This is a genomic window from Legionella erythra (assembly GCF_001467615.1).
GTDB lineage: Bacteria > Pseudomonadota > Gammaproteobacteria > Legionellales > Legionellaceae > Legionella_C > Legionella_C erythra.
On the sequence record NZ_LNYA01000024.1, the window covers coordinates 91,619 to 115,712 of the forward strand.

The following is a 24,094-nucleotide window of genomic DNA, read 5'->3' on the forward strand; positions in this document are numbered from 1 at the left end:
ACAGCTATGCCAAATTGCGTTTAACTAATTAGCCCCGCAGTATGCGCCCGGTTCTACCCTGCTGTAATACGTCCTCATCCACTGCCTCACCATTTAATAAATGATTAATCTCCCTGATTTTTTCGCTTTTCTTATACCCTTTACCAAAGCAATCACCCAAAGGCAAACAGCCAACGACATAACTAAAAAAACGGTATTCAAACTGACGCTTTTCCAGTTTGGCTCTATGATGTTCCAGTTTTTGTCTTTGTTCGGCTGACAGGACACGTTGCGAAAGAGGCCTTACCTGCGTCGCAGCGCGATGATGGTTGAATCGTATCCTTACTTCTTCTGTTTTTTCGGGGATCGGATTTTCAGCAGGAGTCAATTTAATCAGAAGCTTATCCGTAAGAAAACCTCTCCTCACACCCAGTTCTATCGAGGCCAAATCAAAGGATTGTTTAGGGAGTAAAAATTTGATCTGGCCGTTTTTTTCAGGAATGGCCAGAGTAGGCGCTAGAATGGCCTCTATTATATCTTTATCCTCAGTCTGGCTTAAAATGGGGCAATCTCGCCAGTTTCCGTCTACTAATTCGCTGACATCGTGCAGTTTATGCATTGGCGTATATCGAACGCGATATACCCCGCCTGTCGGATCTTTATAATAATATGAATGCAACATGTTTCGCTCTACTTCCAATCGTTAATCACTATTTTACGGCAGCTACATTAAGGAAAAATTATCGTTTTGTTAATATTGCCATAAGGTCGCCAGATTACAATATGAGCACCATGGTTAATACAACGACTTCACATGAGCAATATTCAAATCCATCTCGTATTCAAAAAACCCGAATTTTTTACTTCAGAACCCATCCTTCAACAATTAAAAGACTTTGCTGATCTCGGTTTCAGTCCGAAATTGAAACATTTTTTCAAAAAAAACAAAATGCAGCCTGTCGTGATGGGTTATGCGGGTGCGGGTTACCTTGATTTACTGGAACAACTCATCACGGAGTTAGACAGCCTTCAAACGATTGAAAAAATAGATACCCTGAAAGCGCGGCAGCAATATGCATTATTCGTACATTCATTACGCCACGGGGAAGGGTATGAAGAACAGATTAAAAACCAATTGGGCAAAGAATTCCAGTCACTTAAAGAAGATGCCCTTAATCAAGACAGTTTGTTGCTGCAAAACGTACCCACCCGTGCCCGACTCTTCAAAGAAAAAATCATTGCCCTGCGCGACCAGCAATTACTGGCCCAGGCCACGCATTATGCACAAATAGCCGGGCAAGTTTACCAAACGGCTCTCCAGATTTTCATTAAAATTGATAATGCGGCTGAAAATGCATTACAGAAAAGCGATCGCGCAGAGGTGGGGAAGAGCATTGACTCGATTAAAAATGAGCTCCAGCAGATTGAAGATAAGCTGAAAGCTTTTGACCGCCTTGACTTACAACACGCACTGGACCGCTGCCAGAATGCCCAAGAGAAAAAGAGTATTGGCGAGATGGCACAAATGATTGAGGAATCGAAAGAGAAGGTTCTCGCCCCCCATAAACTGGCGCAGGAGCGATTACTCAAGCTCATAAGGCACAACGAGTCCCTGCAAAACCAGGAAAAAGAGGAGACTAAAGAACAACCTGTTACCGCCCCGGTCATGATTGCAGACCTTTCACCACCTTTACTGACCGATAAAAAAGAAGATACGGAGGTTTCTGAAGAGACGAGCGTCGATAATTCAACACCGCCTGAAAATAATGCAGCTCCGAATCCTGACCCTCAACCGAATCCTGAGGATGAGACGCGTTTAAAACAGCAGGAAACCCTGCGGCGCCAGCTGGATACGCTAATCACACTCGTCAAAAATTATCAGGCCTTGCTCAAATCAGAAAAAAGCAATTGCGTCATCCGTTTTTTCCATCAGTCACGAAAAGACATCAAAATGAGCTATTGCGAAGCCTTGCTGACCTCACTTGCAAAAGCCGAGCTGACCCCGGACCGTTCGCTTAAAGACATCGTGACTGAAGCCCATGAGCACGCGAAAAATAAAGTGAATTCCTCGCCATTGCTGACGGCCGGAGGCAGTTACATGGGTACCAGCCGCATGCTGGCCGTGCAACGCCTGTTAGGCATTGATGAGGCATGGAATCATAACGGCAAGTCGTCTTTTATGGGTGCTCCTATCAATTCAGATTTCCATGGATTAAAAACGACTGGCGTCGTGGGCAAGGTCAAACAGACGGTCGTGGATTTTTTTGAAGGCCATGAGGACACTGCCCAATTTGAAGCACTCTGTGAAAAAGTCGCACCCACAGCACAAGCCTTATCTCCTAACAAAACAGCGGTCCATTAATCGACCGCTGTTTATCTTACCTAACCCACACGGCTATACCCTGCATCGACAAACAGGGTATGGGCGTTGATCATCGCCGCTTCTGGCAAGCACAACAGGAATATTGCATCGGCCACATCAGCCGGCGTCAGGGGCCTGTCAGCCAGGGCATGGGCCTGGTATTCATCTAAAAGCTGCTCACGATTGGGGAAATGCTTTAATGCATCGGTATCGACAACACCAGCGGACACCGTATTCGCCGTGATGCCATACTCCGCCAGCTCAAGGCTTAACGAGCGCACCAAGGCCTCTAATGCGGCTTTGGACGCCCCAATGAAAGCATAATTGGGGATGGCGCGTTCTGCCCCAAGGCTTGATAACGCGATAACTCGACCGCCTCGCGGCATCAGTTCACGCCCTTCAGAGACCAGATGATTTAACGCCAGGGCATTGGTTTCCATGCACCAGCGCCAGTGTTTAGTGGACATTTTTAATGCCGGTTTTAATACACCGCTGGCGGCGTTGCTGATTAAAAAATTCAACTGGCTGAACTGCTCACGAAATTGCGCAAACATCTCTTTAACCGATTGCTGATCCGCCACATTCGCCTGCAGGGCGACCGCTCGACGCCCCATAGCCGTTATGTCTTTAACCAAATCATTGGCTTCGTCGGAACTGTTATAATACACGATAGCGATGTCACAGCCTGCCTGCGCCAGTTTTAAGGCAGTTGCCTTGCCTATCCCCCGGGCGCCGCCGGTTATCAGTGCCACTTTATCTGCAAAAAACAAACTCATTCGTCGAGGCCTCGTTAATAAATTTGCCAAACTACAGCGAATTACCCTATCCTGTCAACGGCTAGTTGATAATCTCTCCTTGTCGAGGCGGTGCTTAATTTGTACCATCAGCAGAATCAGTAAAGAATGACAGTGTCTCATGAAAAATTCCTGGATAACGAGCGTTTTTCCCATTGCGGCTATTTTCTCCTTTCGCATGCTGGGACTTTTTATGTTAATCCCGGTCTTTACGGCGTTTGCAGGACAGCTTGAAGGAGCCACTCCCGCCCTTATGGGGATAGCCCTGGGGAGTTATGGCTTGAGTCAAGGCGTGCTGCAGATGCCGTTTGGCCTGTTATCGGATCGTTGGGGCAGAAAACCTGTTCTTACCCTTGGCCTTGCCTTGTTTATTGCCGGCAGTATACTGGGGGCCCTGACTCACAGCATTTATGGCATGATTGCCGCGCGAATCCTGCAGGGGACAGGGGCAGTAGGCAGCGTCCTGATCGCCCTGCTGGCGGATTTAACACCCGATGATCAACGCACCAAGGCCATGGCCGTCATCGGCATGACGATTGGCACCTCGTTTAGCGTCGCCATGATCATCAGCCCCACCATCACCCATCATTACGGGTTGCCGGGTATTTTTTATCTGACTGCGATTCTAGCCTTTACAGGCCTCGTGCTACTGTATGCCGTTATCCCATCGCCCGCTCGTGAACGGTTTCATCACGACAGCGAAACCAGCCCTTCTCTGCTTAAAACTGTCTTTTTTAACCCACAGCTGCAACGCTTAAATGCCGGTATTTTTCTGCAGCACTTTATTTTAACCGCTACCTTTTATGCGGTGCCTTTGCTGCTTAAGCATCAGGTGAAATCCAGTCATTTTGAGCAAGCCTGGCAATTTTATCTACCTTTAATGATCATTGCTTTTATAGCCATGGTGCCGTTCATCATCCTGGCTGAAAAAAAACGGCAAATGAAGGCCGTTTTTCTGACCGCGGTGGCCGTCAGCGGCGTAGCCCAGCTCCTCCTGGCCATAGGGGGGCATCATTGGTTGGGGCTATGGGTTTTTATGCTGTTTTATTTTACTGCATTTAATATCCTTGAAGCAGTGCTGCCCTCGCTCATCTCACGCCAGGCTGATCCGCACAGCAAGGGTACCGCGATGGGTATCTATTCGAGCAGCCAGTTTTTAGGCATCTTTTCAGGCGGCGTCGCAGCCGGGTTGCTTTACCAGTTTGGCGGAGAATCCAGCCTGTTTTATGCCAATGCCTTTCTCTGTGGCGTGTGGCTTTTCATCGCCCGAGCCATGAAACCGAACCGCTATTATGCGACGGTCATTATTAATTGCGAGCATTATGCACCCGCTTTATTAATGGCCGCACTGCCTGAATTGCAACAATTACCCGGTGTGCGTGAAGCCATTTTTGAAGCGGATGAACATGTTCTTTATTTACGCGTGGATCAGCAGGACTACCAACAAGCCGGTGTAGAGGCCTTGCTTGCAGGACATTCAGCCGCAAAAACGAAATAATATGCATAAAATTACGTATGCAGAGAGTAAACCTACGCAAACCGACCGAGATTGGATATAATGTTTGGCAACAAAAGCACCAGGAGAAAATAAATGGCACGCGGGATTAATAAAGTTATCCTGATTGGTAACGTAGGCGGCGATCCGGAAGTTCGATACATGCCCAATGGTAATGCGGTAACCAGCTTATCCGTTGCGACCAGCGAAACGTGGAAAGACAAACAAACTGGCGATAAGCAGGAGCGCACCGAATGGCACCGCGTGGTTTGCTTTAACCGCTTGGGCGAAATTGCCGGCGAGTACCTGCGTAAAGGCTCCAAACTGTATGTCGAGGGCAGTTTACGTACCCGTAAATGGCAAGACCAACAGGGTCAGGATCGTTACACCACGGAAATTGTCGCTACCGACATTCAAATGCTTGACGGCAAGGGCGGCTCAGCCGGCGGATTTGATGACATGCCTCAGGCCATGGGTGCTCCAGCCTCTGCAGCACCTGCCCGCAAGAGCCAACCCCAGGCCGCAGCACAAGATGCGTTTGATGAACTGGATGATGATATTCCGTTTTAATTCCTACCATAGAGTATATTGTTAATTAATTTAATCAAGCCCTTAATAAATGAGGGCTTTTTATTTCATAAGACATTCAATTAATTATTTATTAAATATTGCGTTCAATGAGATTGCGCTCTTTATACTCTCTGCTGTTGCCTTTAATCAAATCATGGCACAGCCCAAAATTTTTCTAATAGGAACTGGGGATGAGCTTGAGTTATGCTCGAATCTGGTGTATGGAAAAATAAATTAGGTGGCGTATCCTGTTGATTGTTCGCCAAGAACATTAATCAACAAAAGGAAATACGCCATGAAGGATTGTAATCTGAAAGAGGTTTCTACACCAGTTCAAAAAGAGATAGATCCATTGACTGAGTTATTAAGGAATGGAGCACGTGATTTAATTAGGCAAGCGGTTGAAGCGGAGCTCGGTGCCATGTTGTCTGAATATGAAGATTTAAAATTAATCGACGGTAGACAGGCTATTGTGCGTAATGGCTATTTGCCAGAAAGAACCATTCAAACAGGTATTGGTGACGTCACCATCAAAGTACCCAAGGTTCGGGACCGCAGCGGCTCTGGGATTCATTTTCAAAGCCATTTGTTGCCCCCGTATTTGAGACGTACAAAAAGGATTGAAGAGTTGATTCCTTGGCTTTATTTAAAAGGCTTATCAACTGGTGATTACTCTGAGGCCTTGGGTTCTTTGTTGGGTGAACATGCAAAAGGTTTATCCGCAAATACGGTATCTCGGTTAAAAAGCCAATGGCTTTTAGAGCATCAAAACTGGCAACGTCAAGATTTAAGTCAGAAGCGTTATGTTTATTGGTGGGCTGATGGTATTTACAGCCAGGTTAGGATGGATGACCGCCTCTGTTTACTGGTGCTTATTGGTGTTACCGAGCATGGTCAGAAAGAATTAGTTGCTGTGAGTGATGGATATCGTGAGTCATCAGCAAGCTGGGAGGAAGTGCTCACAAGCCTGCGTCAAAGAGGGCTTTCTCACTCACCAAAACTGGCTGCTGGTGATGGTGCGCTAGGCTTTTGGAATGCCCTTTGTAAAGTATACCCAGATACACGTCATCAACGCTGTTGGGTGTACAAGACAGCTAACGTTCTTAACAAATTACCAAAATCAGTGCAGCCTAAAGTTAAAGCAGCACTACATGAGATTTGGATGGCATCAACTCGTAAAGATGCATATAAGGCCTTTGACAACACATTGGAGTTATTCAGCTCCAAATATCCAAAAGCAATGGACTGCCTAAGTAAAGACCGCGAGGAACTTCTTGCTTTCTATGACTTTCCCGCAGAGCATTGGATTCATATTCGAACAACAAATCCAATTGAATCAGCTTTTTCTACCGTCCGCTTGCGTACAAAAAAATCGCGAAATTGCGGCTCAAGGGACAGCACTCTGGCAATGGTATTTAAACTGATGGAGTCCGCTCAAAAACGATGGAGAAAAATTAAAGGTTTTAACCTATTATCACTTGTTGTTAATAACGTTAAATTTGAAAATGGAGTACAGGTTGTCAAACAATCGGACAGGAAGGCCGCCTAATGTCATACACCACTTTTGACAATAACTCGATGAGCTTATCCAACTTGGATAATTTAGTAAAAGCTGGGCAATTAAAATAGAACCAATAAATGAGTCAGAATTTGCTGGCGAGTGTTGGCCAAATGCCATAATTGTCGTAACCTGGCTGAATACAAAGGATATTTTGAAATTGATGAGCAACGACTAAAGGATTTACTCAATGTTACCCAAATTTTATTGACCCGCATAAAATCACTTTCCTGATTCGTTATATAAATTTTATAATTAACGTGTTATTCAAATTAATGTTGTAACGGGTAGAAAAACCGTTTTAGGTTATCTAAGTCATATTGAGGGGTTACTTCATCGTATTATGGACTTTATATACAGGATCATCTATTGATTAATGAACGACTTTAACCTGTTTATTCAACTGTGGGATCTCTACCCTGAGGGTGAACCGCTGCTCACCAGTACCAGTCAGCTACTCCCGGTCCGTTATAAGCAGCAACCGGCCATGCTAAAAATAGCCCTGATTGAAGAGGAGCAACGCGGCGGAGAGTTGATGGTATGGTGGCATGGCCAAGGGGCAGCCCGCATTCTGGCGCATGAGAAAAATGCTTTTTTGATGGAGCGTGCCGTAGGTTCAAAATCCCTGAGGGACTTGGTCGCGCAAGGCCAGGATAATGAAGCCAGCCGGATCGCCTGTGGCGTTGTGCAGCAGTTGCATACAGCTCGAAATCCCAGCGTCTCACTTCCCACACTCATTCCTTTGTCAACCTGGTTCCATTCCCTGGAACAGGCTGCGGCACATACCGGTGGGATACTGATTCGCTCATTGGCCGCCGCCAGGGACTTGTTAAGTAACTCCCTGGATCATGTCGTCTTGCATGGTGACATTCATCACGGCAATATTCTTGATTTTGACCAACGGGGCTGGTTGGCCATTGACCCCAAAGGCTTACTTGGCGAGCGGGGGTTTGATTACGCTAATCTTTTCTGTAACCCGGATTACCAAACCGTTACCACGCAGGGTCGATTACAGAAACAGGTAACCATTATAGCTGAGGCTGCTCAACTGGAGCGTCGCCGTCTGCTGAAGTGGATTCTCGCGTATGCGGGCTTGTCTGCAGCCTGGCATTTGGAAGATGGCAGCAGCCCGGAACTGGCTTTACATGTGGCCGAGATAGCGTCATCGACTTTAGGTTCATAGCCTGTCAACTATCTTGTACCATTAAACAATAAGAGCCATTTTATCTGTTTGTATCCATTTAATTTGACAAGCCGAACAAACCAGATTAAAAGTCGTGAATTTGTGAAAAGAGATCAATCTATACGGGTGATAATTATGAATAGCGTGAACTTATCCGAAAAATTTGCTCTTTTTAATGACTATTGGGCACCACATATTGTCGGACAACTCAACGGCCAATTGCTAAAACTAGCCAAATTCAAAGGTGAGTTTATCTGGCATCGTCATGAGCAGGAGGATGAATTATTTCTGGTTGTGAAGGGCGAGATATCGATTGCCTTTAGGGATAAGACGGTGACTGTTAAAGCCGGTGAATTTTATATTGTACCCAAAGGAGTTGAACATAAACCCAGCGCGCAACACGAGGCTCATGTGCTCCTGCTTGAGCCAGTAACAACACAGCAAACGGGGGGCATGGATCATACCATGCTGGTTAAAGAACAACCCTGGATTTAGTAGCGCTACGACCATTGCATTTGGATAATAACGACCGTTTCTATGCCTGACTCCCCTCAACGCGCTTCCAATTACCTGGCTGCCCGAAAAGCATGTCAATATGCACGTGGTTTTATCGCCAAAGGCTCAACGCAACGCGTTAACAATACCTATTCTTCACAACAAAGGCTCTATTTAAAAAAAGCGATTGTCGATCTTAGGGACATGATCTTGTCCAAGGATCCTTATAACCTTGAAACCGATCAAGCCATACAAACCTTTTACAAGGTCGTCGAGCAGTGTAAAAAATTTTCATTAGGAAATTGCTTTGAATTAGCTCTCCTTTCATTGGAATACCTGCTGATAACAAGTCCGCATATAAGGGCTGAGGTGTTTACTCTAAATGGTGGTGATCATACTTTTCTGATTATAGGCAGAAATCCTGCCAGTCTTCCTCACTCTCCCCATACGTGGGGAAGAAATGCTTTCCTATGCGATCCCTGGGCTAACAAAGTATACCCTGCCTATAAGTACTCATGCTATTTAAAAAGCTATTACTCAACTACCTGTACTAACACCACACCAGGTGATTTTCTTAACCACATCGAAAAATTCGACGAAACACGCCATACATTTAAACGCCTGGATACATTGACGACGTCCTATCTGAGGATAGTCGATAGCCCTTTGCATAAACAGGAAATAAAAGTCCGATTTGAGAAAAAAATCAATCGTATTCTTGGCGCCATCAAATCCCTGATAGATGATTTACAAACAATGGCCAAATCCATAAATCAACAATATGGAGCTCAGGATATCAAACATACAACCATCAATCAGTTAGTCAGCAAACTCACCCTGCTCATCGGCCCGCTCACAGCCGCAATAAAGCAGACTGTGGATGTTAATGAGCCTTATCATACTGTCCGTAGGCAATTACAACACGCCCTGAGAGAACACACCATACAATGCGGAAAAGCCATCCTCCTATCAGAGGACGACAAAAACAGGCTTGCAACTTACCGGTATCCCCTATCGCCCAAAACATTGTGGATGCGTTTTTTTAATAGCCCACCGAAAACGGCCCAGAACGTGGTCGCTCGGTTAGATGCAGCCCAGGAAGAATTGCGATCGCACCTGCATGACGCCTGACGCAGACATCCTAAAACAGACTGTTGCCAGAGCCTTGTGAACTAGCTAAATCCAGGCAAAGCCCATCATTTATTGACTGCTGTCTTTTCAATGCATCCTTACATAGTGTTTTCAGATGATTAAAGCCGCGTCTTCACCTTTTGGAAACTATATACGCCTCACATCGTCGCTATAAATGCTGTCTTACGTTATTACCCCAGGATCAGTGCTGGTTGAAGCTATAAAAAAACCCACATAAGTGGGTTCTTTTATAGCTATAAACCAACTAATTATTCATCGGAATCCGATTCAACCGGTCTATCAACTAATTCGACAATCGCCATAGGTGCATTATCGCCGGGACGATAGCCACATTTTAAAACACGGACATAACCGCCTGGGCGTTCAACATAGCGAGGACCCAAGGTTGTGAATAACTTGCCAACTGCACTCTTAGAGCGCAGACGATCAAATGCATGACGTCGGCTGGCAACTGAATCCTGCTTACTGACAGTAATTAAGGGCTCAATATACTTTCTTAATTCTTTCGCTTTTGGCAATGTCGTTTTAATCAATTCATGCTCAATCAAAGAACAACACATGTTGGAAAACATGGCCTTTCTGTGACTGCTTGTACGGCTAAAACTACGGCCTGTATTACGGTGACGCATGGGTAAGACTCCTACTATTAATCGCCAAGATTTGCTGGCGGCCAATTCTCAAGTTTCATCCCTAATGATAAAGATCGTGATGCAAGAACATCTTTAATTTCGGTAAGGGATTTCTTTCCTAAATTGGGTGTTTTTAATAATTCATTTTCTGTTTTTTGTACCAGGTCACCGATAAAGTAGATATTTTCTGCTTTCAGGCAATTGGCAGAGCGGACGGTTAATTCCAAATCATCTACCGGTCTTAATAACACTGGATCAAAATCATTGCGCTCTTTATTATCCGCACGCGATTCTTCAAACTTCATATCCACAAACGCATGCAATTGTCTTTGTAGAATGGAAGCAGAAATACGAATTGCTTCTTCAGGATCCAAAGTACCATTTGTTTGTAAATCAATAGTCAGTTTGTCAAGGTCGGTGCGATTTTCAACGCGCGCACTGTCTACAAAATAAGCGACTTTGATAACGGGTGAAAATGTATTATCAATTTTCAATTTACCAACGGAACGACGCTCTGCTTCATCATCAAAATGACGGATGAATGAATCGGTTGAATGGAAACCCACACCGCGTTCAACTTTTAACGTCATGTTAAGCTTGCCGTTTTCATTCAAATGAGCAATAACCAGGTCCGGATTAACAATTTCAATACCGTGGGTTAATTCAATATCACCAGCGGTAACGATGCCTGGGCCTTGTTTGCTCAATGTCAGATGCGCTTCCTGACCGACAGTCATTCTGATAGCAACTTGTTTCAAGTTCAACAGAATGTCGACAACATCCTCCTGTACGCCTTCAATGGTGCTGTATTCATGTAATACACCATCGATAGAAACTTCTGTAATCGCGCTTCCTGGCATCGAGGACAAGAGAATACGTCTCAACGCATTTCCCAGCGTGTGGCCATAGCCACGCTCAAGAGGCTCCAACACGATACGAGCATGATTAAGCGTTTCTGAGTGTACTTTAAGTACAGATGGCGTCAGCATTTCATTTATTTCAGTATACATTCGGCTAGTCTCCGAGCTTACTTAGAGTAAAGTTCTACAACTAAATTAACATTATAGGATGAAGACAAGTCATTTAATGTGGGTGCCGTTGTAAAAGTACCCTTAAAAGCACTGCTATCAACAGTTAACCAATCACAAGAAGCACGTTGCTCGGATAATGCAACGGCAGCTTGAATGCGACCCTGGTTTTTTGCCTTCTGGCGAACAGAAATAATATCGCCTGCCTTAACAAGATAAGAAGGAACATTCACCAACTCATCGTTTACAAGGATAGCCTTGTGAGAGACTAATTGTCGAGCTTCAGCACGTGTACTGGCAAATCCCATACGATAAACAACATTATCCAGGCGGCTTTCTAACAGAATCATCAGGTTTTCACCGGTAGCGCCTTTTTGACTTGCAGCCTTTTTGTAATAATTACGGAATTGCTTTTCCAACACACCATATAAACGGCGGATTTTTTGTTTTTCACGTAACTGTAAACCATAATCACTTAAGCGTGGTCGATTACCACCGTGCTGACCAGGCAATTTTTCAGATTTACATTTTGATTTATGGTCGCGTACGCCACTTTTCAAATAGAGGTCTGTTCCCTCTCTACGAGATAGCTTACACTTTGGACCAAGATATCTAGCCATTAATTACTCCTGAATCTCTTAAACACGTCGTTTTTTAGGTGGTTTGCATCCATTATGCGGTATGCCTGTCACATCAGTAATTTCAACAATTTTGAAATCCTGTGATATCAATTCGCGAATAGTGGATTCACGACCTGGGCCAGGGCCATGGACAAATACAGCTACTGATTTCATGCCATACTCTTTTGCCACCAGAGAAGCTCTTTCAGTTGCAACCTGAGCAGCATAGGGGGTACTTTTTCTTGAGCCACGGAACCCGGAACCACCGGAGGTTGCCCAACATAATGCATTACCCTGACGATCAGTAAACGTTACAATCGTATTATTGAATGATGCATGAACATGTACGATTCCATCAGAAACGACACGTTTAACTTTTTTTCTAGTCTTTTGCTTTGCCATCTTACTATCCTAAATTAATTACTTGTACCTTTACGGCGACCTTTTCGCGTACGAGCATTGGTTTTCGTACGTTGGCCCCTTAACGGCAACCCTCGGCGGTGACGCAACCCACGGTAACAACCCAGGTCCATAAGACGCTTGATATTCATTGTAACAACACGACGCAAATCACCTTCAACAGTCATCTTGGCAATCTCAGTACGCAAAGCTTCCAACTTGTCTTCTGACAGTTGTGAAACCTTGGTTGCGGTGTCAATGCCAACCGCCTCACACAATTTTTTTGATGTGGTTTTGCCAATTCCATAAATCGACGTAAGTGCAATCACTATGTGTTTGTGATCCGGTATATTCACACCTGCAATACGAGCCATTAAATCTCTCCGAACGTTATTTTGTTCTGCCAGAAAGGGACAGAAGAATACTATTATATTGATCCAAAATCAAGCAGGAATTAACCTTGCTTTTGTTTATGCCTTGCGTCTTTACAAATAACACGTATAGTTCCGCTACGCTTAATAATTTTACAGTTACGGCAAATTCGTTTAACTGATGCTCTAACTTTCATTAATAACTCCGATAATAATCATAAAAGACCGGGCAACTTCGTCCCTTTGAAATTGGCCTTTTTCATCAATGAATCATATTGCTGTGTCATCAAATGGGCTTGTACTTGCGCAACAAAATCCATAATTACAACGACGATGATTAAAAGTGAAGTTCCGCCAAAATAAAAAGGCACATGCCAGGTATACATCAAAATTTGTGGCAATAAGCAAACCAGTACCAGATAGATAGCGCCGATTAACGTGAGTCGAGTCATCACGGAATCAATATATCGGGTCGTTTGCTCACCAGGCCGAATGCCGGGAATATAAGCGCCTGACTTTTTCAGGTTTTCAGCCGTATCCTTTGGATTGAAGACCAAGGCTGCATAAAAGAATGCAAACCCTATAATCGCAATCGCATAGACAATTAAATACAGCGGTTGACCAGGTGATAAGGCCATACCCACATCAGCAAGCCAGCTCATCCCTTTTGTTTTAGAGAAGAACTGAGCCAACGTCGCTGGCAGTAAAATAATACTGGAAGCAAAAATAGGCGGTATCACCCCTGACATGTTAATCTTCAGAGGCAAATGACTGGTTTGTGCGGCATAGACCTTGCGTCCGTGTGTACGCTGCGCATAATTGACACGAATACGCCTCTGGGCCCGCTCCATGAACACCACAAAGCCGGTTACCACCACAACAATGATGCCAATCAAAACCAATGACAACCCCTGCATTTGTCCTTCGCGCACCTGTTGAAACACAGAGGCTATAGCATGAGGCATACTGGATACGATACCTGAAAAGATAATTAATGAGATACCGTTACCTACACCCTTTGCAGTGATTTGCTCTCCCAACCACATGAGGAACATTGTACCTGTGACCAATGTCACAACCGAGGTAAAGTAGAAAAAGAAATCTGGGTTTAGGGCAATATGCTGTCCGGCTAACCATCGGGACATACCTAAAGATTGGAAAATGGCCAGTAACAACGTCAAATAACGGGTATATTGATTAATCTTGCGACGACCACTTTCACCCTCTTTTTTTAGTTGATCCAGTTTAGGGGATACAACGGAAAAAAGTTGAATGATAATTGATGCTGAAATATAAGGCATAATTCCTATAGCAAACACGGTCACACGGGATAAGGCACCACCCGAAAACATATTGAATAAACCAAAAATGGTATTCTGCTGCTCACCAAAGAAATTAGCCAACTTTTGTGGATCCAAACCAGGAACTGGAATATGAGCACCCAAACGATAAACGAGGATTGCTATTACCACAAAAATTAATCTAGCCTTCAATTCAGCCAATCCACCCCTGGATTGGCCAGCTATTTGCCTCGCATTATTCATAGTCACTCTTCTATGCTTCCGCCAGCCTGCTCAATCGCACTGCGGGCACCTTTCGTAACACGCAATCCTTTTAGTTTGACAGGAACAGTAATTTCACCAGACTGAATGACTTTAACGCTTTGAATCGCTCGGCTGATTAAGCCAGCTGAACGCAGCACTTCAATATCAATCACTTCCGACTTAATCAGGGCTAACTCAGATAAAGTCACCTCGTCAACAGTCTTGGCAATTCGAGACTTGAAACCCATTTTGGGTAACCTTCTCTGAATTGGCATTTGACCGCCCTCAAAATTAATTTTATGGAAGCCGCCTGCACGAGCCTTTTGCCCTTTATGGCCTTTACCACTGGTTTTACCCAGACCCGATCCAATACCACGACCAAGGCGACGCTTAGAGGGTCTGGAGCCTGGATTAGGAGAAAGTGTATTTAAATTCATTATGCACATTCCTCAACTTGCAACATATAGTTAACTGAATTAATAAGACCACGGATAGCAGGAATGTCCTTGTGGACAACACTGCTGTTCAACTTTCCAAGGCCTAATTGCTTGACTATAGCGATATGTTTAGGTTTTCGTCCGATAGTACTTTTGACTAGGGTAATTTTTAAATTTTTGCTTTTGCTCATGATTAGTCTGCCATTATTTCTTCAACAGTTTTACCACGCTTGGCGGCCACATAATCTGGCGTACCGATATGAGTCAAAGCACCAATCGTTGCCCGAACAATATTGCTTGGGTTAGTCGAACCAATGCTTTTAGCAGAAATGTTTTGGACACCCAGAACTTCCAATACTGCACGCATGGCGCCACCAGCAATGATACCGGTACCTTCACTGGCAGGCTTCATGAATACTTTCGATGCGCCATAACTCCAAGTAATTTCGTGATGAATGGTTTTTCCTGCCAGAGGAATGTAAGTCATGTTTTTTCTGGCTTGTTCCATTGCTTTTTGAATAGCAATAGGCACTTCACGTGCTTTACCTCGACCGTAACCGACTTTACCTTTACCATCACCAATTACAACAAGAACGGCAAAACCAAATACACGTCCACCCTTCACTACTTTTGCTGTACGAGTAACTGATACTAATTTCTCTTGGTATCCATCACTCATTTTTTGATCATCAACAAATGCCATAACCGTTCCTTAAAAATTCAAACCAGCTTCGCGGGCGCCGTTGGCCAATGCCTGAACACGGCCATGATATTTATATCCGGCACGGTCGAATGAAACGTCAACAATTTGTTTCGCCTTAGCACGCTCACCAAGCAATTTACCGACTTGCTGTGCCTGTTCAACTTTCGTTCCAGACAGGGAAGATTTTAACTCTTTATCAACCGTTGACGCAGACACCAGTGTCAAATCACCTTTTTCGCTGCGAACAACAATTTGAGAGTAAATATGAGAAGCACTGCGGTAAACGACTAATCGTGGACGATTAGAACTTTTTAACAGCGCTTTTGTTTTTAAACCACGTCTAATACGTGCAACCTGCTTTTTCATGATCTAAACCTTATTTCTTCTTGGCTTCTTTACGAGCGATCTGCTCGCCAGCATATTTAACGCCTTTGCCTTTATAAGGCTCTGGCGGTCTGAATGCTCTGATCTCAGAAGCAGCCTGACCTAACAATTGCTTATCAATACCGCGTAAAATAACAGTAGTATTGTTTGGCGTTTCGGCTGTGACACCAGCAGGTAATGCATATTCTACTGGATGGGAAAAACCTAAAGACAGGGTTAACGATTTTCCAGCCGCCTGAGCACGGTATCCAACACCAACAAGCTCAAGAGTCAAATCAAAACCAGTTGTTACACCTTTCACCATGTTATTAACCAATGCTCTGGTTGTACCGGCTTGCGCCCATCCATTTGGATCATTGGAGGCTGGTTTAAAGATTATCAAATTGGCATCTTCAGCACTGGGAGTCACACTGACATGCTTATTTAAATGTTGTGTAAGTTCCCCTTTAGGACCCTTAACAATCAAGTGGTCCTTGGCTACCTGAAGCTGAACATTGGCAGGCAGTCGGACTGGGGCTTTTGCTACTCTAGACATAATTTTCCTCGCAACTATTAGGCTACTTCACAGAGCACTTCACCGCCAACCCCATTAGATTTGGCCGTCTTATGAGTCATGACACCTTTAGAGGTAGACAGGATAGCCACACCGAATCCAGAGACTGATCGTAAATCTTTAGATGATTTATATACTCTTAAACCAGGTCTGCTAATGCGTAAAATACGCTCGATAACCGGTCGTCCATGATAATACTTCAGATTAATGGTCATGGACTTCAGGTTATTTGCCAAAGGCTCAACAGAATAATCAAGAATATAACCTTCTTCTTTTAATACCCGAGCAATCTCTTCTTTCAATTTAGATGAAATTAAAGAGACACTCTGATGTTTAGCTTGTTGACCATTGCGAATTCTTGTCAACATATCAGCTACTGGATCATGCATACTCACCGTTGTTCTCCATAGAATAAAAATTACCAGCTGGACTTGCGGCCGCCTGTGACATTGCCAGTCATGAGTTCCTGTCTTAAGCAAATTCTGCATAAACCAAACTTACGATAAACGGCATGAGGTCGACCACATTGCTGGCAACGTGTCGTGTGTCTGACAGGATTTGAATTTAATGGCAGCTTGGCTAATTTTGCCTGGGCATCCATAATTGCATCAAAATCCTGAGAAGACTTAATTAAAATTTTTAATTCTTTTCTGCGCTCTGCGTATTTTTCTATTAATGCTTCACAGTTTTTAGATTTTTCGAGCTTCGATTTTCTAGCCACAATAATACCCTTCTTAGTGTTTGTCTCTGTCTTTCAAAGGCAAATTGAATGCTTCTAGTAAAGCCTTTGCTTCTTCATTGGTTTTTGCACTTGTTGTGATACAAATGTCTAACCCGCGAATACCATCAGTCTTATCGTAGTCAATTTCAGGAAAAACGATTTGCTCATGAATACCCATACTGTAATTACCAGTACCATCGAAGGACTTGGGATTTAAACCGCGAAAATCTCTTACACGAGGTAATGTAATAGTAATCAATCTGTCAAGGAACTCATACATGCGCTTACGACGCAGAGTCACTTTACAGCCAATTGGCCAACCTTCACGAATTTTAAATCCAGCAATGGATTTTCTTGCTTTGGTCACAACTGGTTTTTGGCCTGAAATAAGGGTCATGTCTTTCACAGCATGTTCCATGACTTTTTTATCACCAACCGCTTCGCCGACACCCATATTTAATGTAATTTTGGTAATCCTCGGGACTTCCATTACACTCTTATAGCCGAATTTTTTCATCATTACTTCGACTATTTTATCTTTATATAACTCTTCAAGTCTTGCCATTTCAGCCACCTAATTAGACCAAATCAATAACTTCGTCATTGGATTTAAAGTATCTTACTTTGATGTTGTTGCCATCTTTTTCAATAAACTTAAAACCAACCTTGTCAGCTTTTTTGGATACTGGGTTGTACATTGCCACATTAGAAACATCTAAAGCAGCTTCCAGCGTAACAATACCGCCCTTTTGGTTAATTTGAGGATTAGGCTTAACATGTTTTTTGATCAGGTTCGCACCTTCAACAACGACACCTTTATCACTAACACGTTTGACTTTACCGACATGGCCTTTACTTTTTCCGGCGATAACAATAACAGTATCACCTGATCTAATACGCTTCATATCTAATCCTTCTTACAAAACTTCTGCAGCTAAAGAAATGATTTTCATAAATCTTTCTCTAAGCTCACGGGTAACCGGGCCAAATATACGTGTACCAATAGGCTCATCCTGGTTATTCAGCAATACTGCTGCATTACCATCAAAACGAATGAGTGAACCATCGTCACGGCGAACACCTTGACTGGTTCTCACAACGACGGCCTTCATTACCGCACCCTTTTTTACTTTGCTACGTGGAATTGCATCTTTAATGCTTACTTTAATGACATCACCAACGCGAGCATAGCGTCTGTGTGAACCACCAAGCACTTTGATACACATCACTTTGCGTGCGCCGCTGTTGTCTGCAACATCAAGCACAGTCTGCATTTGTATCATTCTTATCTCCAGCTCTAAATTCGACCAGAAAAAGGTTGCTGATTATATCAGCCCTTCTGGAATTTTAAAAGTGATCAAGTCAAATTAAGAAATAACTTCGACTAAAACCCAACTTTTTGTTTTAGAGAGGGGTCTAGATTCGCGTATTCTTACGGTATTACCAATTTGTCCGACTTGTTGCTCATCATGAGCATGCAGTTTTGTTCTGCGCTTCATGATTTTTCCATACTTCGGATGCTTTACAGTCCTTTCGACCATCACAACAATAGTTTTTTGCATTTTATTGCTAACAACTTTACCAACTATTGTTCTTGCATTTGATTCACTATTTGACATCACTCTTTCCAACCTTTTCTGTCATAATGGTTTTAACTCTCGCCACCGCTCTTCTGACTTGAGAAACAAGATGGGTCTTATCTAAAGAACCATTTGCCTTTTTCATACGCAGTTCAAACTGCTTTTTGCGCAGAGTTAATAATTCGGCGTTCAGTTCGTCAGATGATAAATTTCTAAGTTCATTAATCTTTTTCATTACATCACCGTTCTTTCTTCAAATATAACCTTGAAAGGTAATTTAGCTTTGGCAAGATTAAACGCTTCCATAGCCAATTCTTTGGTAACGCCTTCCATTTCAAACAAAACTTTACCAGGCTGAATTTGGGCAACCCAATACTCAACGTTACCTTTACCCTTACCTTGTCGGACTTCAAGAGGCTTCTGAGTGATTGGCTTGTCCGGGAATACACGAATCCAGATTTTACCGCCACGCTTAATATGACGAGTCATGGCTCGACGAGCTGCTTCAATCTGACGCGCAGTCAAACGGCCGCGCTCAAGTGCTTTCAATCCAAACTCCCCAAAGCTTACTTTACTGCCGCGTTGGGCCAGTCCGCGATTGCGGCCTTTCATTTGTTTACGATATTTTGTACGTTTAGGCTGTAGCATGATTAAAAATCCTCACTCATTTATTGCTTTCAGCATTACGATTCTTTTGGGGCAGAATTTCGCCTTTGAAAATCCAGACTTTCACACCAATGATGCCATAAGTAGTCTTGGCTTCTGCAGTTCCGTAATCAACATCTGCACGGAAAGTATGTAAGGGCACACGGCCTTCACGATACCATTCGCTTCGTGCAATCTCAGCGCCACCAAGACGTCCACTCACGCAAATCTTGATGCCTTTAGCGCCTGCTTTCATTGCTGAAGTTACGGCGCGCTTCATGGCTCTTCTGAACATAACGCGTTGTTCCAGCTGTTGCGCAATGCCTTCTGCAACCAGCGTAGAATCCAGCTCAGGCTTACGGACTTCTTCAATGTTCAAGTGAACAGGAACACCAAGCTGTTTAGCGATATCGCCACGCAGAGACTCAATACCGCCACCCTTTTTACCAATAATGACTCCGGGGCGGGCAGTATGAATGGTAACAACTGCATTATTAGCCGGCCGTTCAATCTGAATACGGCTAACGGCAGCAGCCATTAATTTTTTCTTAAGATCTTTTCTTAAGTTAATATCCTGATTAAGCAATCGGCCATAGTCTTTACTGGCATACCACTTGGAATTCCAGTCTCTAATAATACCTAAACGGATACCTATAGGGTTTACTTTCTGTCCCATTGCTATTCCTCGTCTGACACTTTTATCGTGATATGGCATGTACGTTTGCATATGCGATTCGCACGTCCCTTTGCTCTGGGGCTGATGCGCTTCAATGTCATTGCCTCATCAACACAAACCATACCAACTTTTAATTCGTCAATGTCCGCTCCATTGTTGTTTTCTGCATTGGCAATAGCAGATTCCAACAATTTCAGCATTAACTGGGCGCCTTTTTTGGGAGTAAAACGTAGAACGTCTAAAGCTCCTGAGACATCCATTTTGCGAATCATATTTGCAACCAATCTCCCTTTTTGGGCAGACAAAGGTGCATTTCTTAATTTAGCTGTAACTTCCATCATTGCCTCTTACTTACCCTTGGCTTTTCTGTCGCCAGAGTGGCCTTTGAATGTACGAGTCATAGCAAACTCACCTAATTTATGACCAACCATATTGTCTGTAATGAACACCGGTACGTGATCTTTACCATTATGAACAGCCAAAGTCAGATCAATCATCTCAGGTGTTATCGTTGAACGTCTTGACCAGGTCTTAATTGGTTTTTTTGATTTTGACGCAATAGCCGCTTCAACTTTTGCTAACAGATGACCATCAACGAAGGGACCTTTTCTAATAGAACGTGGCACTGTGATATCCTCTTAACTAATTATTTCTTCTTGCGACCTCTGACGATGAAACGGTCAGTGCGCTTGTTACTACGGGTTTTATAGCCTTTGGTAGGTACACCCCATGGAGTAACTGGATGTCTACCGCCTGAAGTTCTACCTTCACCACCACCATGTGGGTGGTCAACCGGGTTCATGGCCACACCACGCACAGTGGGTCGAATACCACGCCAGCGTTTTGCACCCGCTTTACCTAAGGCCCTTAAGCTATGCTCACTGTTGCTGACCTCGCCAATAACAGCTCTACAGGTAGTCAGCACTTTGCGCATTTCACCTGAACGAAGCTTTAAAGTGGCATAAGCACCTTCTTTCGCAACGATTTGTCCGCTGCATCCAGCACTTCTTAACAACTGCGCACCTTTGCCAGGTTTCATTTCCACACAATGAATAGTGGTACCGACCGGAATATTTCGCAGCGGCAAACAGTTGCCAGTACTGATAGGTGAGTCTTCGCCACTAATAATGGCCTGACCTGCTTCCAAACCTGCTGGAGCAATGATGTAACGGCGCTCACCATCTTTGTATACAACCAGAGCAATTAATGCAGAGCGGTTTGGATCATATTCAATCCGCTCAACGCGCGCCTCGATACCGTCTTTATTGCGCTTAAAATCAATAATACGGTATTTGGCACGAACGCCTCCACCGATATGACGGACAGTAATGCGACCCTGGTTATTCCGACCACCAGTCTTGTTTAATTTTTCAACAAGAGCAGAGTGAGGTTGACCTTTATGGATATGATGGTGGACAACCCTTAGTTCACCACGTTTACCTGGTGATGTTGGTTTCGATTTTAATAATGCCATCTTAATCTGCCTTATTCTGTCACTGTAAAGTCAATATCATGACCTTCATGTAATGCTACAAATGCTTTTTTCCAATCGCTTCGTTTACCACTTAATTGTTTGAAGCGTTTGCTTTTGCCTTTAACGTTCATTACTGTCACGCTTTTAACTTTGACTTTAAACATTTGCTCAACAGCGTGTTTAATTTCCTGTTTGGTCGCAGTTTTTAAAACTTTAAACGTGAATTGCTTGAACTTGTCAGCCATTACAGTTGCTTTTTCAGAGGTATGTGGCTCTTTTAGAACCATTAATAATCGCTCTGCATTCATTGTAACAACTCCTCTAAACTCTTCACTGCATCGCCAGTCATTAATACTTTCTCGAATCGCAGCAAGCTAACTGGATCAACCGTGTTAACGTCGCAAATATCATATTGATGCAAATTGCGAGAAGCCAAATATTCGTGCTCACCTACTTCATTCATCACAATTAATGCATTGGATAAGTTTAAATCCTGCATTTTAGTCAGAAAGTCTTTGGTTTTGTGCGTTTTACATTCAAAATCGCTTACCACAACAAGACTGTCTGTACGATGAAGTTCGGAGATTATACTACGCAAAGCACGTTTGTACATTTTTTTGTTAAGTTTTTGCGAATAATCTCTTTTCTTTGATGCAAAGGTCACTCCACCAGAGCGCCAGATAGGGCTTCGGATAGTACCCGCTCTTGCGCGGCCTGTACCTTTTTGGCGCCATGGCTTTTTACCACCGCCTCTAACTTCAGAACGGGTTTTCTGAGCGCTGTTGCCACTGCGTGCATTGTTCATGAATGTAACGACAGCCTGATGAATCAAACCTTCATTGTAACGATAGTCAAAAATCTGATCACTTACGCTTACAGCAGTATTAGTATCTTTTGTCATCAGTTCCATTATTCGCCCCTTACTTGCTTCTTAACCGCGGGCCTTACTTCAATTCGTGCACCAGGGCATCCGGGAATGGCACCCTTAATCAAAAGAAGATTACGGTCACTATCAACACGAACCAATTCCAGGCTTTGAGTTGTGCAACGCACATTACCCAATTGGCCTGCCATCTTTTTACCTTTAAATACGCGTCCAGGGGTCTGATTTTGACCAATAGAACCTAAAACGCGATGCGACCGAGAGTTACCGTGCGTGGCATCCTGAGTACGGAAGTTATGGCGCTTTACACCACCAGCGAATCCTTTACCTTTGGTAATCCCGGAAACATCAACATATTGTCCGGCCGTGAAAACATCAGCGACAGACAGGGTTTGACCCACACTATAGCCATCTAACGTGTCCACTGGAAATTCACACATCATATCACCCGCTTCAATTTGCGCCTTGGCAAAATGGCCGGCTAAAGGTTTGCTCACGTGGCTTGCCTTTTTAGTTCCAGCAGTAATTTGAATTGCAATATAACCATCTGCCTCAACTGTTTTCAGTTGAGAGATACGATTAGGCAATACTTCTACTACAGAAACAGGTACAGATACACCATCATCTGTAAAAATTCGTGTCATGCCTACTTTTCGGCCTACTAACCCATTAGTCATTGTAACACCTCGTTAATATCCCTGGCCCGGATTATTCATCATCCAGGCTAATCTGAACGTCAACCCCGGCAGCCAAATCAAGCTTCATTAGCGCATCAACTGTCTTCTCAGTGGGATGTACAATGACAACCAGGCGTTTATGGGTACGTAATTCATATTGATCACGAGCATCTTTGTTAACATGCGGTGAAATCAATACAGTAAATTTCTCTTTTTTAATTGGCAAAGGTATTGGCCCACGGATTTGTGCGCCAGTACGTTTTGCTGTCTCTACGATTTCGCGAGTTGACGAATCAATCAAGCGATGATCAAATGATTTCAGACGAATCTTAATGTTTTGTTGGTTACTCATTTTACTCACTCGATGATTTTTGCAACAACACCCGCACCAACGGTACGGCCACCTTCACGAATCGCGAAACGTAAACCTTCGTCCATTGCGATGGGTGAATGAAGATTTACAGTCATCTGGACGTTGTCTCCAGGCATAACCATTTCAACACCTTGCGGCAGGTCGCAAGAACCGGTTACGTCTGTCGTTCTGAAATAGAACTGGGGACGGTAACCATTGAAAAATGGCGTATGACGACCACCCTCATCTTTTGACAGAACATATACTTCCGCTTCAAACTTGGTGTGCGGCTTGATGGTGCCAGGCTTGGCCAATACCTGACCACGCTCCACTTCATCACGCTTCGTACCACGTAACAATACACCCACGTTATCACCCGCACGGCCTTCGTCAAGCAATTTACGGAACATCTCAACGCCGGTGCAAGTCGTCTTCTGCGTATCACGGATACCCACAATCTCAACTTCTTCACCCACTTTGACAATACCGCTCTCAACACGACCTGTGACTACTGTTCCACGGCCAGAAATAGAGAATACGTCTTCAATCGGCAACAGGAAGCTCTTGTCAATGTTACGGACAGGCTCAGGAATGTATGAGTCCATGGTCTCAACCAGCTTAACAATCGCAGGTACACCAATCTCGCTGGTATCCCCTTCCAATGCTTTTAAGGCAGAACCAACAACAATTGGAATATCATCCCCAGGGAATTCGTAACTGCTCAGAAGGTCGCGCACTTCCATCTCAACCAGCTCTAGTAATTCTGGATCATCAACCATATCCGCTTTGTTCATAAACACAACAATGTAAGGTACACCAACCTGACGGGA

At 43.8% G+C, this 24,094-nt stretch carries 38 protein-coding genes; 7 read left to right on the plus strand and 31 right to left on the minus strand.

Annotated features, from left to right (window positions below):
- Positions 1-28: 28 nt before the first annotated feature.
- Entirely contained in the window at positions 29-661 is a 633-nt protein-coding gene (locus tag Lery_RS07190) for a hypothetical protein (protein ID WP_131751061.1), read from the minus strand.
- A gap of 132 nt (positions 662-793) precedes the next feature.
- Here Lery_RS07190 and Lery_RS07195 point away from each other — a divergent pair, with 132 nt between their 5' ends.
- Complete coding sequence (locus tag Lery_RS07195; RefSeq protein ID WP_058526590.1) at positions 794-2,341, plus strand: hypothetical protein; 1,548 nt, start codon at positions 794-796, stop codon at positions 2,339-2,341.
- A 20-nt stretch (positions 2,342-2,361) separates the two neighbouring features.
- Here the strand turns inward: Lery_RS07195 and fabL are convergent, their stop codons facing one another.
- Positions 2,362-3,117 carry an enoyl-[acyl-carrier-protein] reductase FabL gene (gene fabL, locus Lery_RS07200; protein WP_058526591.1) on the minus strand — a complete coding sequence of 252 codons (756 nt, stop codon included), beginning with the start codon at positions 3,115-3,117 and terminating at the stop codon, positions 2,362-2,364.
- 139 nt (positions 3,118-3,256) lie between these two features.
- Here fabL and Lery_RS07205 point away from each other — a divergent pair, with 139 nt between their 5' ends.
- The 6 genes from Lery_RS07205 to Lery_RS07235 all read left to right on the plus strand — a co-directional run bounded on the left by Lery_RS07205 (position 3,257) and on the right by Lery_RS07235 (position 9,567).
- Positions 3,257-4,633 carry an MFS transporter gene (locus tag Lery_RS07205; protein ID WP_058526592.1) on the plus strand — a complete coding sequence of 459 codons (1,377 nt, stop codon included), beginning with the start codon at positions 3,257-3,259 and terminating at the stop codon, positions 4,631-4,633.
- Positions 4,634-4,726: 93 nt separating this feature from the next.
- Positions 4,727-5,200, plus strand: coding sequence for a single-stranded DNA-binding protein (ssb, locus tag Lery_RS07210; RefSeq protein WP_058526593.1), 474 nt, complete (start codon positions 4,727-4,729; stop codon positions 5,198-5,200).
- A 295-nt stretch (positions 5,201-5,495) separates the two neighbouring features.
- Positions 5,496-6,749, plus strand: coding sequence for an IS256 family transposase (locus tag Lery_RS07220; protein WP_058526595.1), 1,254 nt, complete (start codon positions 5,496-5,498; stop codon positions 6,747-6,749).
- Positions 6,750-7,134: 385 nt separating this feature from the next.
- A complete protein-coding gene (locus Lery_RS07225) occupies positions 7,135-7,941 on the plus strand; it encodes an aminoglycoside phosphotransferase family protein (RefSeq protein ID WP_058526596.1) in 807 nt (268 codons plus the stop codon).
- A gap of 135 nt (positions 7,942-8,076) precedes the next feature.
- Positions 8,077-8,436 (plus strand): cupin domain-containing protein, encoded by a 360-nt coding sequence (locus Lery_RS07230; RefSeq protein ID WP_058526597.1) that lies wholly within the window; start codon positions 8,077-8,079, stop codon positions 8,434-8,436.
- 42 nt (positions 8,437-8,478) lie between these two features.
- Positions 8,479-9,567, plus strand: coding sequence for a hypothetical protein (locus Lery_RS07235; RefSeq protein ID WP_058526598.1), 1,089 nt, complete (start codon positions 8,479-8,481; stop codon positions 9,565-9,567).
- Positions 9,568-9,836: 269 nt separating this feature from the next.
- Here Lery_RS07235 and rplQ read toward each other — a convergent pair whose 3' ends face one another.
- From rplQ to Lery_RS07375, 29 genes are all read right to left on the minus strand, one after another.
- Positions 9,837-10,217 carry a 50S ribosomal protein L17 gene (gene rplQ / locus Lery_RS07240; protein WP_058526599.1) on the minus strand — a complete coding sequence of 127 codons (381 nt, stop codon included), beginning with the start codon at positions 10,215-10,217 and terminating at the stop codon, positions 9,837-9,839.
- Between the two features lie 17 nt (positions 10,218-10,234).
- Positions 10,235-11,227 (minus strand): DNA-directed RNA polymerase subunit alpha, encoded by a 993-nt coding sequence (locus Lery_RS07245; protein WP_058526600.1) that lies wholly within the window; start codon positions 11,225-11,227, stop codon positions 10,235-10,237.
- Positions 11,228-11,244: 17 nt separating this feature from the next.
- Positions 11,245-11,865 (minus strand): 30S ribosomal protein S4, encoded by a 621-nt coding sequence (gene rpsD, locus Lery_RS07250; protein ID WP_058526601.1) that lies wholly within the window; start codon positions 11,863-11,865, stop codon positions 11,245-11,247.
- Between the two features lie 18 nt (positions 11,866-11,883).
- Positions 11,884-12,267 carry a 30S ribosomal protein S11 gene (rpsK, locus tag Lery_RS07255; RefSeq protein WP_058526602.1) on the minus strand — a complete coding sequence of 128 codons (384 nt, stop codon included), beginning with the start codon at positions 12,265-12,267 and terminating at the stop codon, positions 11,884-11,886.
- Positions 12,268-12,281: 14 nt separating this feature from the next.
- Positions 12,282-12,638 (minus strand): 30S ribosomal protein S13, encoded by a 357-nt coding sequence (rpsM, locus tag Lery_RS07260; RefSeq protein WP_058526603.1) that lies wholly within the window; start codon positions 12,636-12,638, stop codon positions 12,282-12,284.
- A gap of 80 nt (positions 12,639-12,718) precedes the next feature.
- On the minus strand, positions 12,719-12,832 hold the full coding sequence (rpmJ, locus tag Lery_RS14980; protein ID WP_010946099.1) for a 50S ribosomal protein L36: 114 nt from the start codon (positions 12,830-12,832) through the stop codon (positions 12,719-12,721).
- An 18-nt stretch (positions 12,833-12,850) separates the two neighbouring features.
- Complete coding sequence (gene secY, locus Lery_RS07265) at positions 12,851-14,179, minus strand: preprotein translocase subunit SecY (RefSeq protein ID WP_058526604.1); 1,329 nt, start codon at positions 14,177-14,179, stop codon at positions 12,851-12,853.
- A 2-nt stretch (positions 14,180-14,181) separates the two neighbouring features.
- Positions 14,182-14,616: a 50S ribosomal protein L15 gene (gene rplO / locus Lery_RS07270; protein WP_058526605.1), complete on the minus strand. Its 435-nt coding sequence runs from the start codon at positions 14,614-14,616 to the stop codon at positions 14,182-14,184.
- On the minus strand, positions 14,616-14,807 hold the full coding sequence (gene rpmD, locus Lery_RS07275; protein WP_058526606.1) for a 50S ribosomal protein L30: 192 nt from the start codon (positions 14,805-14,807) through the stop codon (positions 14,616-14,618). The genes rplO and rpmD overlap by 1 nt, the downstream gene beginning before the upstream one ends.
- Positions 14,808-14,809: 2 nt before the next feature.
- Positions 14,810-15,319 carry a 30S ribosomal protein S5 gene (gene rpsE, locus Lery_RS07280; RefSeq protein WP_058526607.1) on the minus strand — a complete coding sequence of 170 codons (510 nt, stop codon included), beginning with the start codon at positions 15,317-15,319 and terminating at the stop codon, positions 14,810-14,812.
- A gap of 9 nt (positions 15,320-15,328) precedes the next feature.
- Entirely contained in the window at positions 15,329-15,685 is a 357-nt protein-coding gene (gene rplR, locus Lery_RS07285) for a 50S ribosomal protein L18 (RefSeq protein ID WP_058526608.1), read from the minus strand.
- Positions 15,686-15,695: 10 nt separating this feature from the next.
- Positions 15,696-16,238, minus strand: coding sequence for a 50S ribosomal protein L6 (gene rplF / locus Lery_RS07290; protein WP_058526609.1), 543 nt, complete (start codon positions 16,236-16,238; stop codon positions 15,696-15,698).
- A gap of 17 nt (positions 16,239-16,255) precedes the next feature.
- Positions 16,256-16,645 (minus strand): 30S ribosomal protein S8, encoded by a 390-nt coding sequence (gene rpsH / locus Lery_RS07295; protein ID WP_207385443.1) that lies wholly within the window; start codon positions 16,643-16,645, stop codon positions 16,256-16,258.
- A gap of 29 nt (positions 16,646-16,674) precedes the next feature.
- On the minus strand, positions 16,675-16,980 hold the full coding sequence (gene rpsN / locus Lery_RS07300) for a 30S ribosomal protein S14 (protein WP_420324152.1): 306 nt from the start codon (positions 16,978-16,980) through the stop codon (positions 16,675-16,677).
- 10 nt (positions 16,981-16,990) lie between these two features.
- Entirely contained in the window at positions 16,991-17,542 is a 552-nt protein-coding gene (gene rplE, locus Lery_RS07305) for a 50S ribosomal protein L5 (RefSeq protein ID WP_058526612.1), read from the minus strand.
- Positions 17,543-17,555: 13 nt separating this feature from the next.
- Positions 17,556-17,882: a 50S ribosomal protein L24 gene (rplX, locus tag Lery_RS07310; RefSeq protein WP_058526613.1), complete on the minus strand. Its 327-nt coding sequence runs from the start codon at positions 17,880-17,882 to the stop codon at positions 17,556-17,558.
- Between the two features lie 12 nt (positions 17,883-17,894).
- Positions 17,895-18,260, minus strand: a complete 366-nt coding sequence (rplN, locus tag Lery_RS07315) for a 50S ribosomal protein L14 (protein ID WP_058483721.1) — start codon at positions 18,258-18,260, stop codon at positions 17,895-17,897.
- 84 nt (positions 18,261-18,344) lie between these two features.
- Positions 18,345-18,599: a 30S ribosomal protein S17 gene (gene rpsQ, locus Lery_RS07320; protein WP_131751060.1), complete on the minus strand. Its 255-nt coding sequence runs from the start codon at positions 18,597-18,599 to the stop codon at positions 18,345-18,347.
- The gene (gene rpmC, locus Lery_RS07325) at positions 18,586-18,792 is read right to left on the minus strand and encodes a 50S ribosomal protein L29 (RefSeq protein WP_058526615.1); all 207 of its coding nucleotides are present in this window, start codon (positions 18,790-18,792) and stop codon (positions 18,586-18,588) included. The genes rpsQ and rpmC overlap by 14 nt, the downstream gene beginning before the upstream one ends.
- Positions 18,792-19,205 carry a 50S ribosomal protein L16 gene (rplP, locus tag Lery_RS07330; protein WP_058526616.1) on the minus strand — a complete coding sequence of 138 codons (414 nt, stop codon included), beginning with the start codon at positions 19,203-19,205 and terminating at the stop codon, positions 18,792-18,794. The genes rpmC and rplP overlap by 1 nt, the downstream gene beginning before the upstream one ends.
- A gap of 16 nt (positions 19,206-19,221) precedes the next feature.
- Positions 19,222-19,878 (minus strand): 30S ribosomal protein S3, encoded by a 657-nt coding sequence (rpsC, locus tag Lery_RS07335; protein WP_058526617.1) that lies wholly within the window; start codon positions 19,876-19,878, stop codon positions 19,222-19,224.
- A gap of 2 nt (positions 19,879-19,880) precedes the next feature.
- Positions 19,881-20,216: a 50S ribosomal protein L22 gene (rplV, locus tag Lery_RS07340; RefSeq protein WP_058526838.1), complete on the minus strand. Its 336-nt coding sequence runs from the start codon at positions 20,214-20,216 to the stop codon at positions 19,881-19,883.
- A gap of 9 nt (positions 20,217-20,225) precedes the next feature.
- Positions 20,226-20,504, minus strand: a complete 279-nt coding sequence (rpsS, locus tag Lery_RS07345) for a 30S ribosomal protein S19 (protein WP_058526618.1) — start codon at positions 20,502-20,504, stop codon at positions 20,226-20,228.
- Positions 20,505-20,524: 20 nt separating this feature from the next.
- Complete coding sequence (gene rplB, locus Lery_RS07350; protein ID WP_058526619.1) at positions 20,525-21,352, minus strand: 50S ribosomal protein L2; 828 nt, start codon at positions 21,350-21,352, stop codon at positions 20,525-20,527.
- An 11-nt stretch (positions 21,353-21,363) separates the two neighbouring features.
- Positions 21,364-21,660 carry a 50S ribosomal protein L23 gene (gene rplW / locus Lery_RS07355; RefSeq protein WP_058526620.1) on the minus strand — a complete coding sequence of 99 codons (297 nt, stop codon included), beginning with the start codon at positions 21,658-21,660 and terminating at the stop codon, positions 21,364-21,366.
- Complete coding sequence (rplD, locus tag Lery_RS07360) at positions 21,657-22,262, minus strand: 50S ribosomal protein L4 (protein ID WP_058526621.1); 606 nt, start codon at positions 22,260-22,262, stop codon at positions 21,657-21,659. The genes rplW and rplD overlap by 4 nt, the downstream gene beginning before the upstream one ends.
- The gene (gene rplC / locus Lery_RS07365; protein ID WP_058526622.1) at positions 22,262-22,912 is read right to left on the minus strand and encodes a 50S ribosomal protein L3; all 651 of its coding nucleotides are present in this window, start codon (positions 22,910-22,912) and stop codon (positions 22,262-22,264) included. The genes rplD and rplC overlap by 1 nt, the downstream gene beginning before the upstream one ends.
- Positions 22,913-22,943: 31 nt before the next feature.
- On the minus strand, positions 22,944-23,264 hold the full coding sequence (rpsJ, locus tag Lery_RS07370; protein WP_058526623.1) for a 30S ribosomal protein S10: 321 nt from the start codon (positions 23,262-23,264) through the stop codon (positions 22,944-22,946).
- A gap of 5 nt (positions 23,265-23,269) precedes the next feature.
- On the minus strand, positions 23,270-24,094 hold an 825-nt coding region (locus Lery_RS07375; protein WP_058526839.1), incomplete at its 5' end, for an elongation factor Tu.

Coding starts and splice junctions, on each gene's coding strand:
- Lery_RS07235 (WP_058526598.1), top strand. CDS start 8,479: ATGCCTGACTCCCCTCAACGCGCTTCCAATTACCTGGCTGCCCGAAAA.
- rplB (WP_058526619.1), bottom strand. CDS start 21,352: ATGGCATTATTAAAATCGAAACCAACATCACCAGGTAAACGTGGTGAA.
- rplW (WP_058526620.1), bottom strand. CDS start 21,660: ATGAATGCAGAGCGATTATTAATGGTTCTAAAAGAGCCACATACCTCT.
- rplE (WP_058526612.1), bottom strand. CDS start 17,542: ATGGCAAGACTTGAAGAGTTATATAAAGATAAAATAGTCGAAGTAATG.
- Lery_RS07225 (WP_058526596.1), top strand. CDS start 7,135: ATGAACGACTTTAACCTGTTTATTCAACTGTGGGATCTCTACCCTGAG.
- rpsC (WP_058526617.1), bottom strand. CDS start 19,878: ATGGGACAGAAAGTAAACCCTATAGGTATCCGTTTAGGTATTATTAGA.
- Lery_RS07245 (WP_058526600.1), bottom strand. CDS start 11,227: ATGTATACTGAAATAAATGAAATGCTGACGCCATCTGTACTTAAAGTA.
- rplC (WP_058526622.1), bottom strand. CDS start 22,912: ATGACTAATGGGTTAGTAGGCCGAAAAGTAGGCATGACACGAATTTTT.
- rpsD (WP_058526601.1), bottom strand. CDS start 11,865: ATGGCTAGATATCTTGGTCCAAAGTGTAAGCTATCTCGTAGAGAGGGA.
- fabL (WP_058526591.1), bottom strand. CDS start 3,117: ATGAGTTTGTTTTTTGCAGATAAAGTGGCACTGATAACCGGCGGCGCC.
- rpsJ (WP_058526623.1), bottom strand. CDS start 23,264: ATGAGTAACCAACAAAACATTAAGATTCGTCTGAAATCATTTGATCAT.
- rpsE (WP_058526607.1), bottom strand. CDS start 15,319: ATGGCATTTGTTGATGATCAAAAAATGAGTGATGGATACCAAGAGAAA.
- rplD (WP_058526621.1), bottom strand. CDS start 22,262: ATGGAACTGATGACAAAAGATACTAATACTGCTGTAAGCGTAAGTGAT.
- rpmD (WP_058526606.1), bottom strand. CDS start 14,807: ATGAGCAAAAGCAAAAATTTAAAAATTACCCTAGTCAAAAGTACTATC.
- rplN (WP_058483721.1), bottom strand. CDS start 18,260: ATGATACAAATGCAGACTGTGCTTGATGTTGCAGACAACAGCGGCGCA.
- rpmC (WP_058526615.1), bottom strand. CDS start 18,792: ATGAAAAAGATTAATGAACTTAGAAATTTATCATCTGACGAACTGAAC.
- rplO (WP_058526605.1), bottom strand. CDS start 14,616: ATGAATTTAAATACACTTTCTCCTAATCCAGGCTCCAGACCCTCTAAG.
- rpsK (WP_058526602.1), bottom strand. CDS start 12,267: ATGGCAAAGCAAAAGACTAGAAAAAAAGTTAAACGTGTCGTTTCTGAT.
- secY (WP_058526604.1), bottom strand. CDS start 14,179: ATGAATAATGCGAGGCAAATAGCTGGCCAATCCAGGGGTGGATTGGCT.
- Lery_RS07195 (WP_058526590.1), top strand. CDS start 794: ATGAGCAATATTCAAATCCATCTCGTATTCAAAAAACCCGAATTTTTT.
- rplF (WP_058526609.1), bottom strand. CDS start 16,238: ATGTCTAGAGTAGCAAAAGCCCCAGTCCGACTGCCTGCCAATGTTCAG.
- Lery_RS07230 (WP_058526597.1), top strand. CDS start 8,077: ATGAATAGCGTGAACTTATCCGAAAAATTTGCTCTTTTTAATGACTAT.
- Lery_RS07205 (WP_058526592.1), top strand. CDS start 3,257: ATGAAAAATTCCTGGATAACGAGCGTTTTTCCCATTGCGGCTATTTTC.
- rpsM (WP_058526603.1), bottom strand. CDS start 12,638: ATGGCTCGTATTGCAGGTGTGAATATACCGGATCACAAACACATAGTG.
- Lery_RS07220 (WP_058526595.1), top strand. CDS start 5,496: ATGAAGGATTGTAATCTGAAAGAGGTTTCTACACCAGTTCAAAAAGAG.
- rplR (WP_058526608.1), bottom strand. CDS start 15,685: ATGAAAAAGCAGGTTGCACGTATTAGACGTGGTTTAAAAACAAAAGCG.
- rpmJ (WP_010946099.1), bottom strand. CDS start 12,832: ATGAAAGTTAGAGCATCAGTTAAACGAATTTGCCGTAACTGTAAAATT.
- rplV (WP_058526838.1), bottom strand. CDS start 20,216: ATGGAAGTTACAGCTAAATTAAGAAATGCACCTTTGTCTGCCCAAAAA.
- Lery_RS07190 (WP_131751061.1), bottom strand. CDS start 661: ATGTTGCATTCATATTATTATAAAGATCCGACAGGCGGGGTATATCGC.
- rpsH (WP_207385443.1), bottom strand. CDS start 16,645: ATGCATGATCCAGTAGCTGATATGTTGACAAGAATTCGCAATGGTCAA.
- rplP (WP_058526616.1), bottom strand. CDS start 19,205: ATGCTACAGCCTAAACGTACAAAATATCGTAAACAAATGAAAGGCCGC.
- ssb (WP_058526593.1), top strand. CDS start 4,727: ATGGCACGCGGGATTAATAAAGTTATCCTGATTGGTAACGTAGGCGGC.
- rplQ (WP_058526599.1), bottom strand. CDS start 10,217: ATGCGTCACCGTAATACAGGCCGTAGTTTTAGCCGTACAAGCAGTCAC.
- rplX (WP_058526613.1), bottom strand. CDS start 17,882: ATGAAGCGTATTAGATCAGGTGATACTGTTATTGTTATCGCCGGAAAA.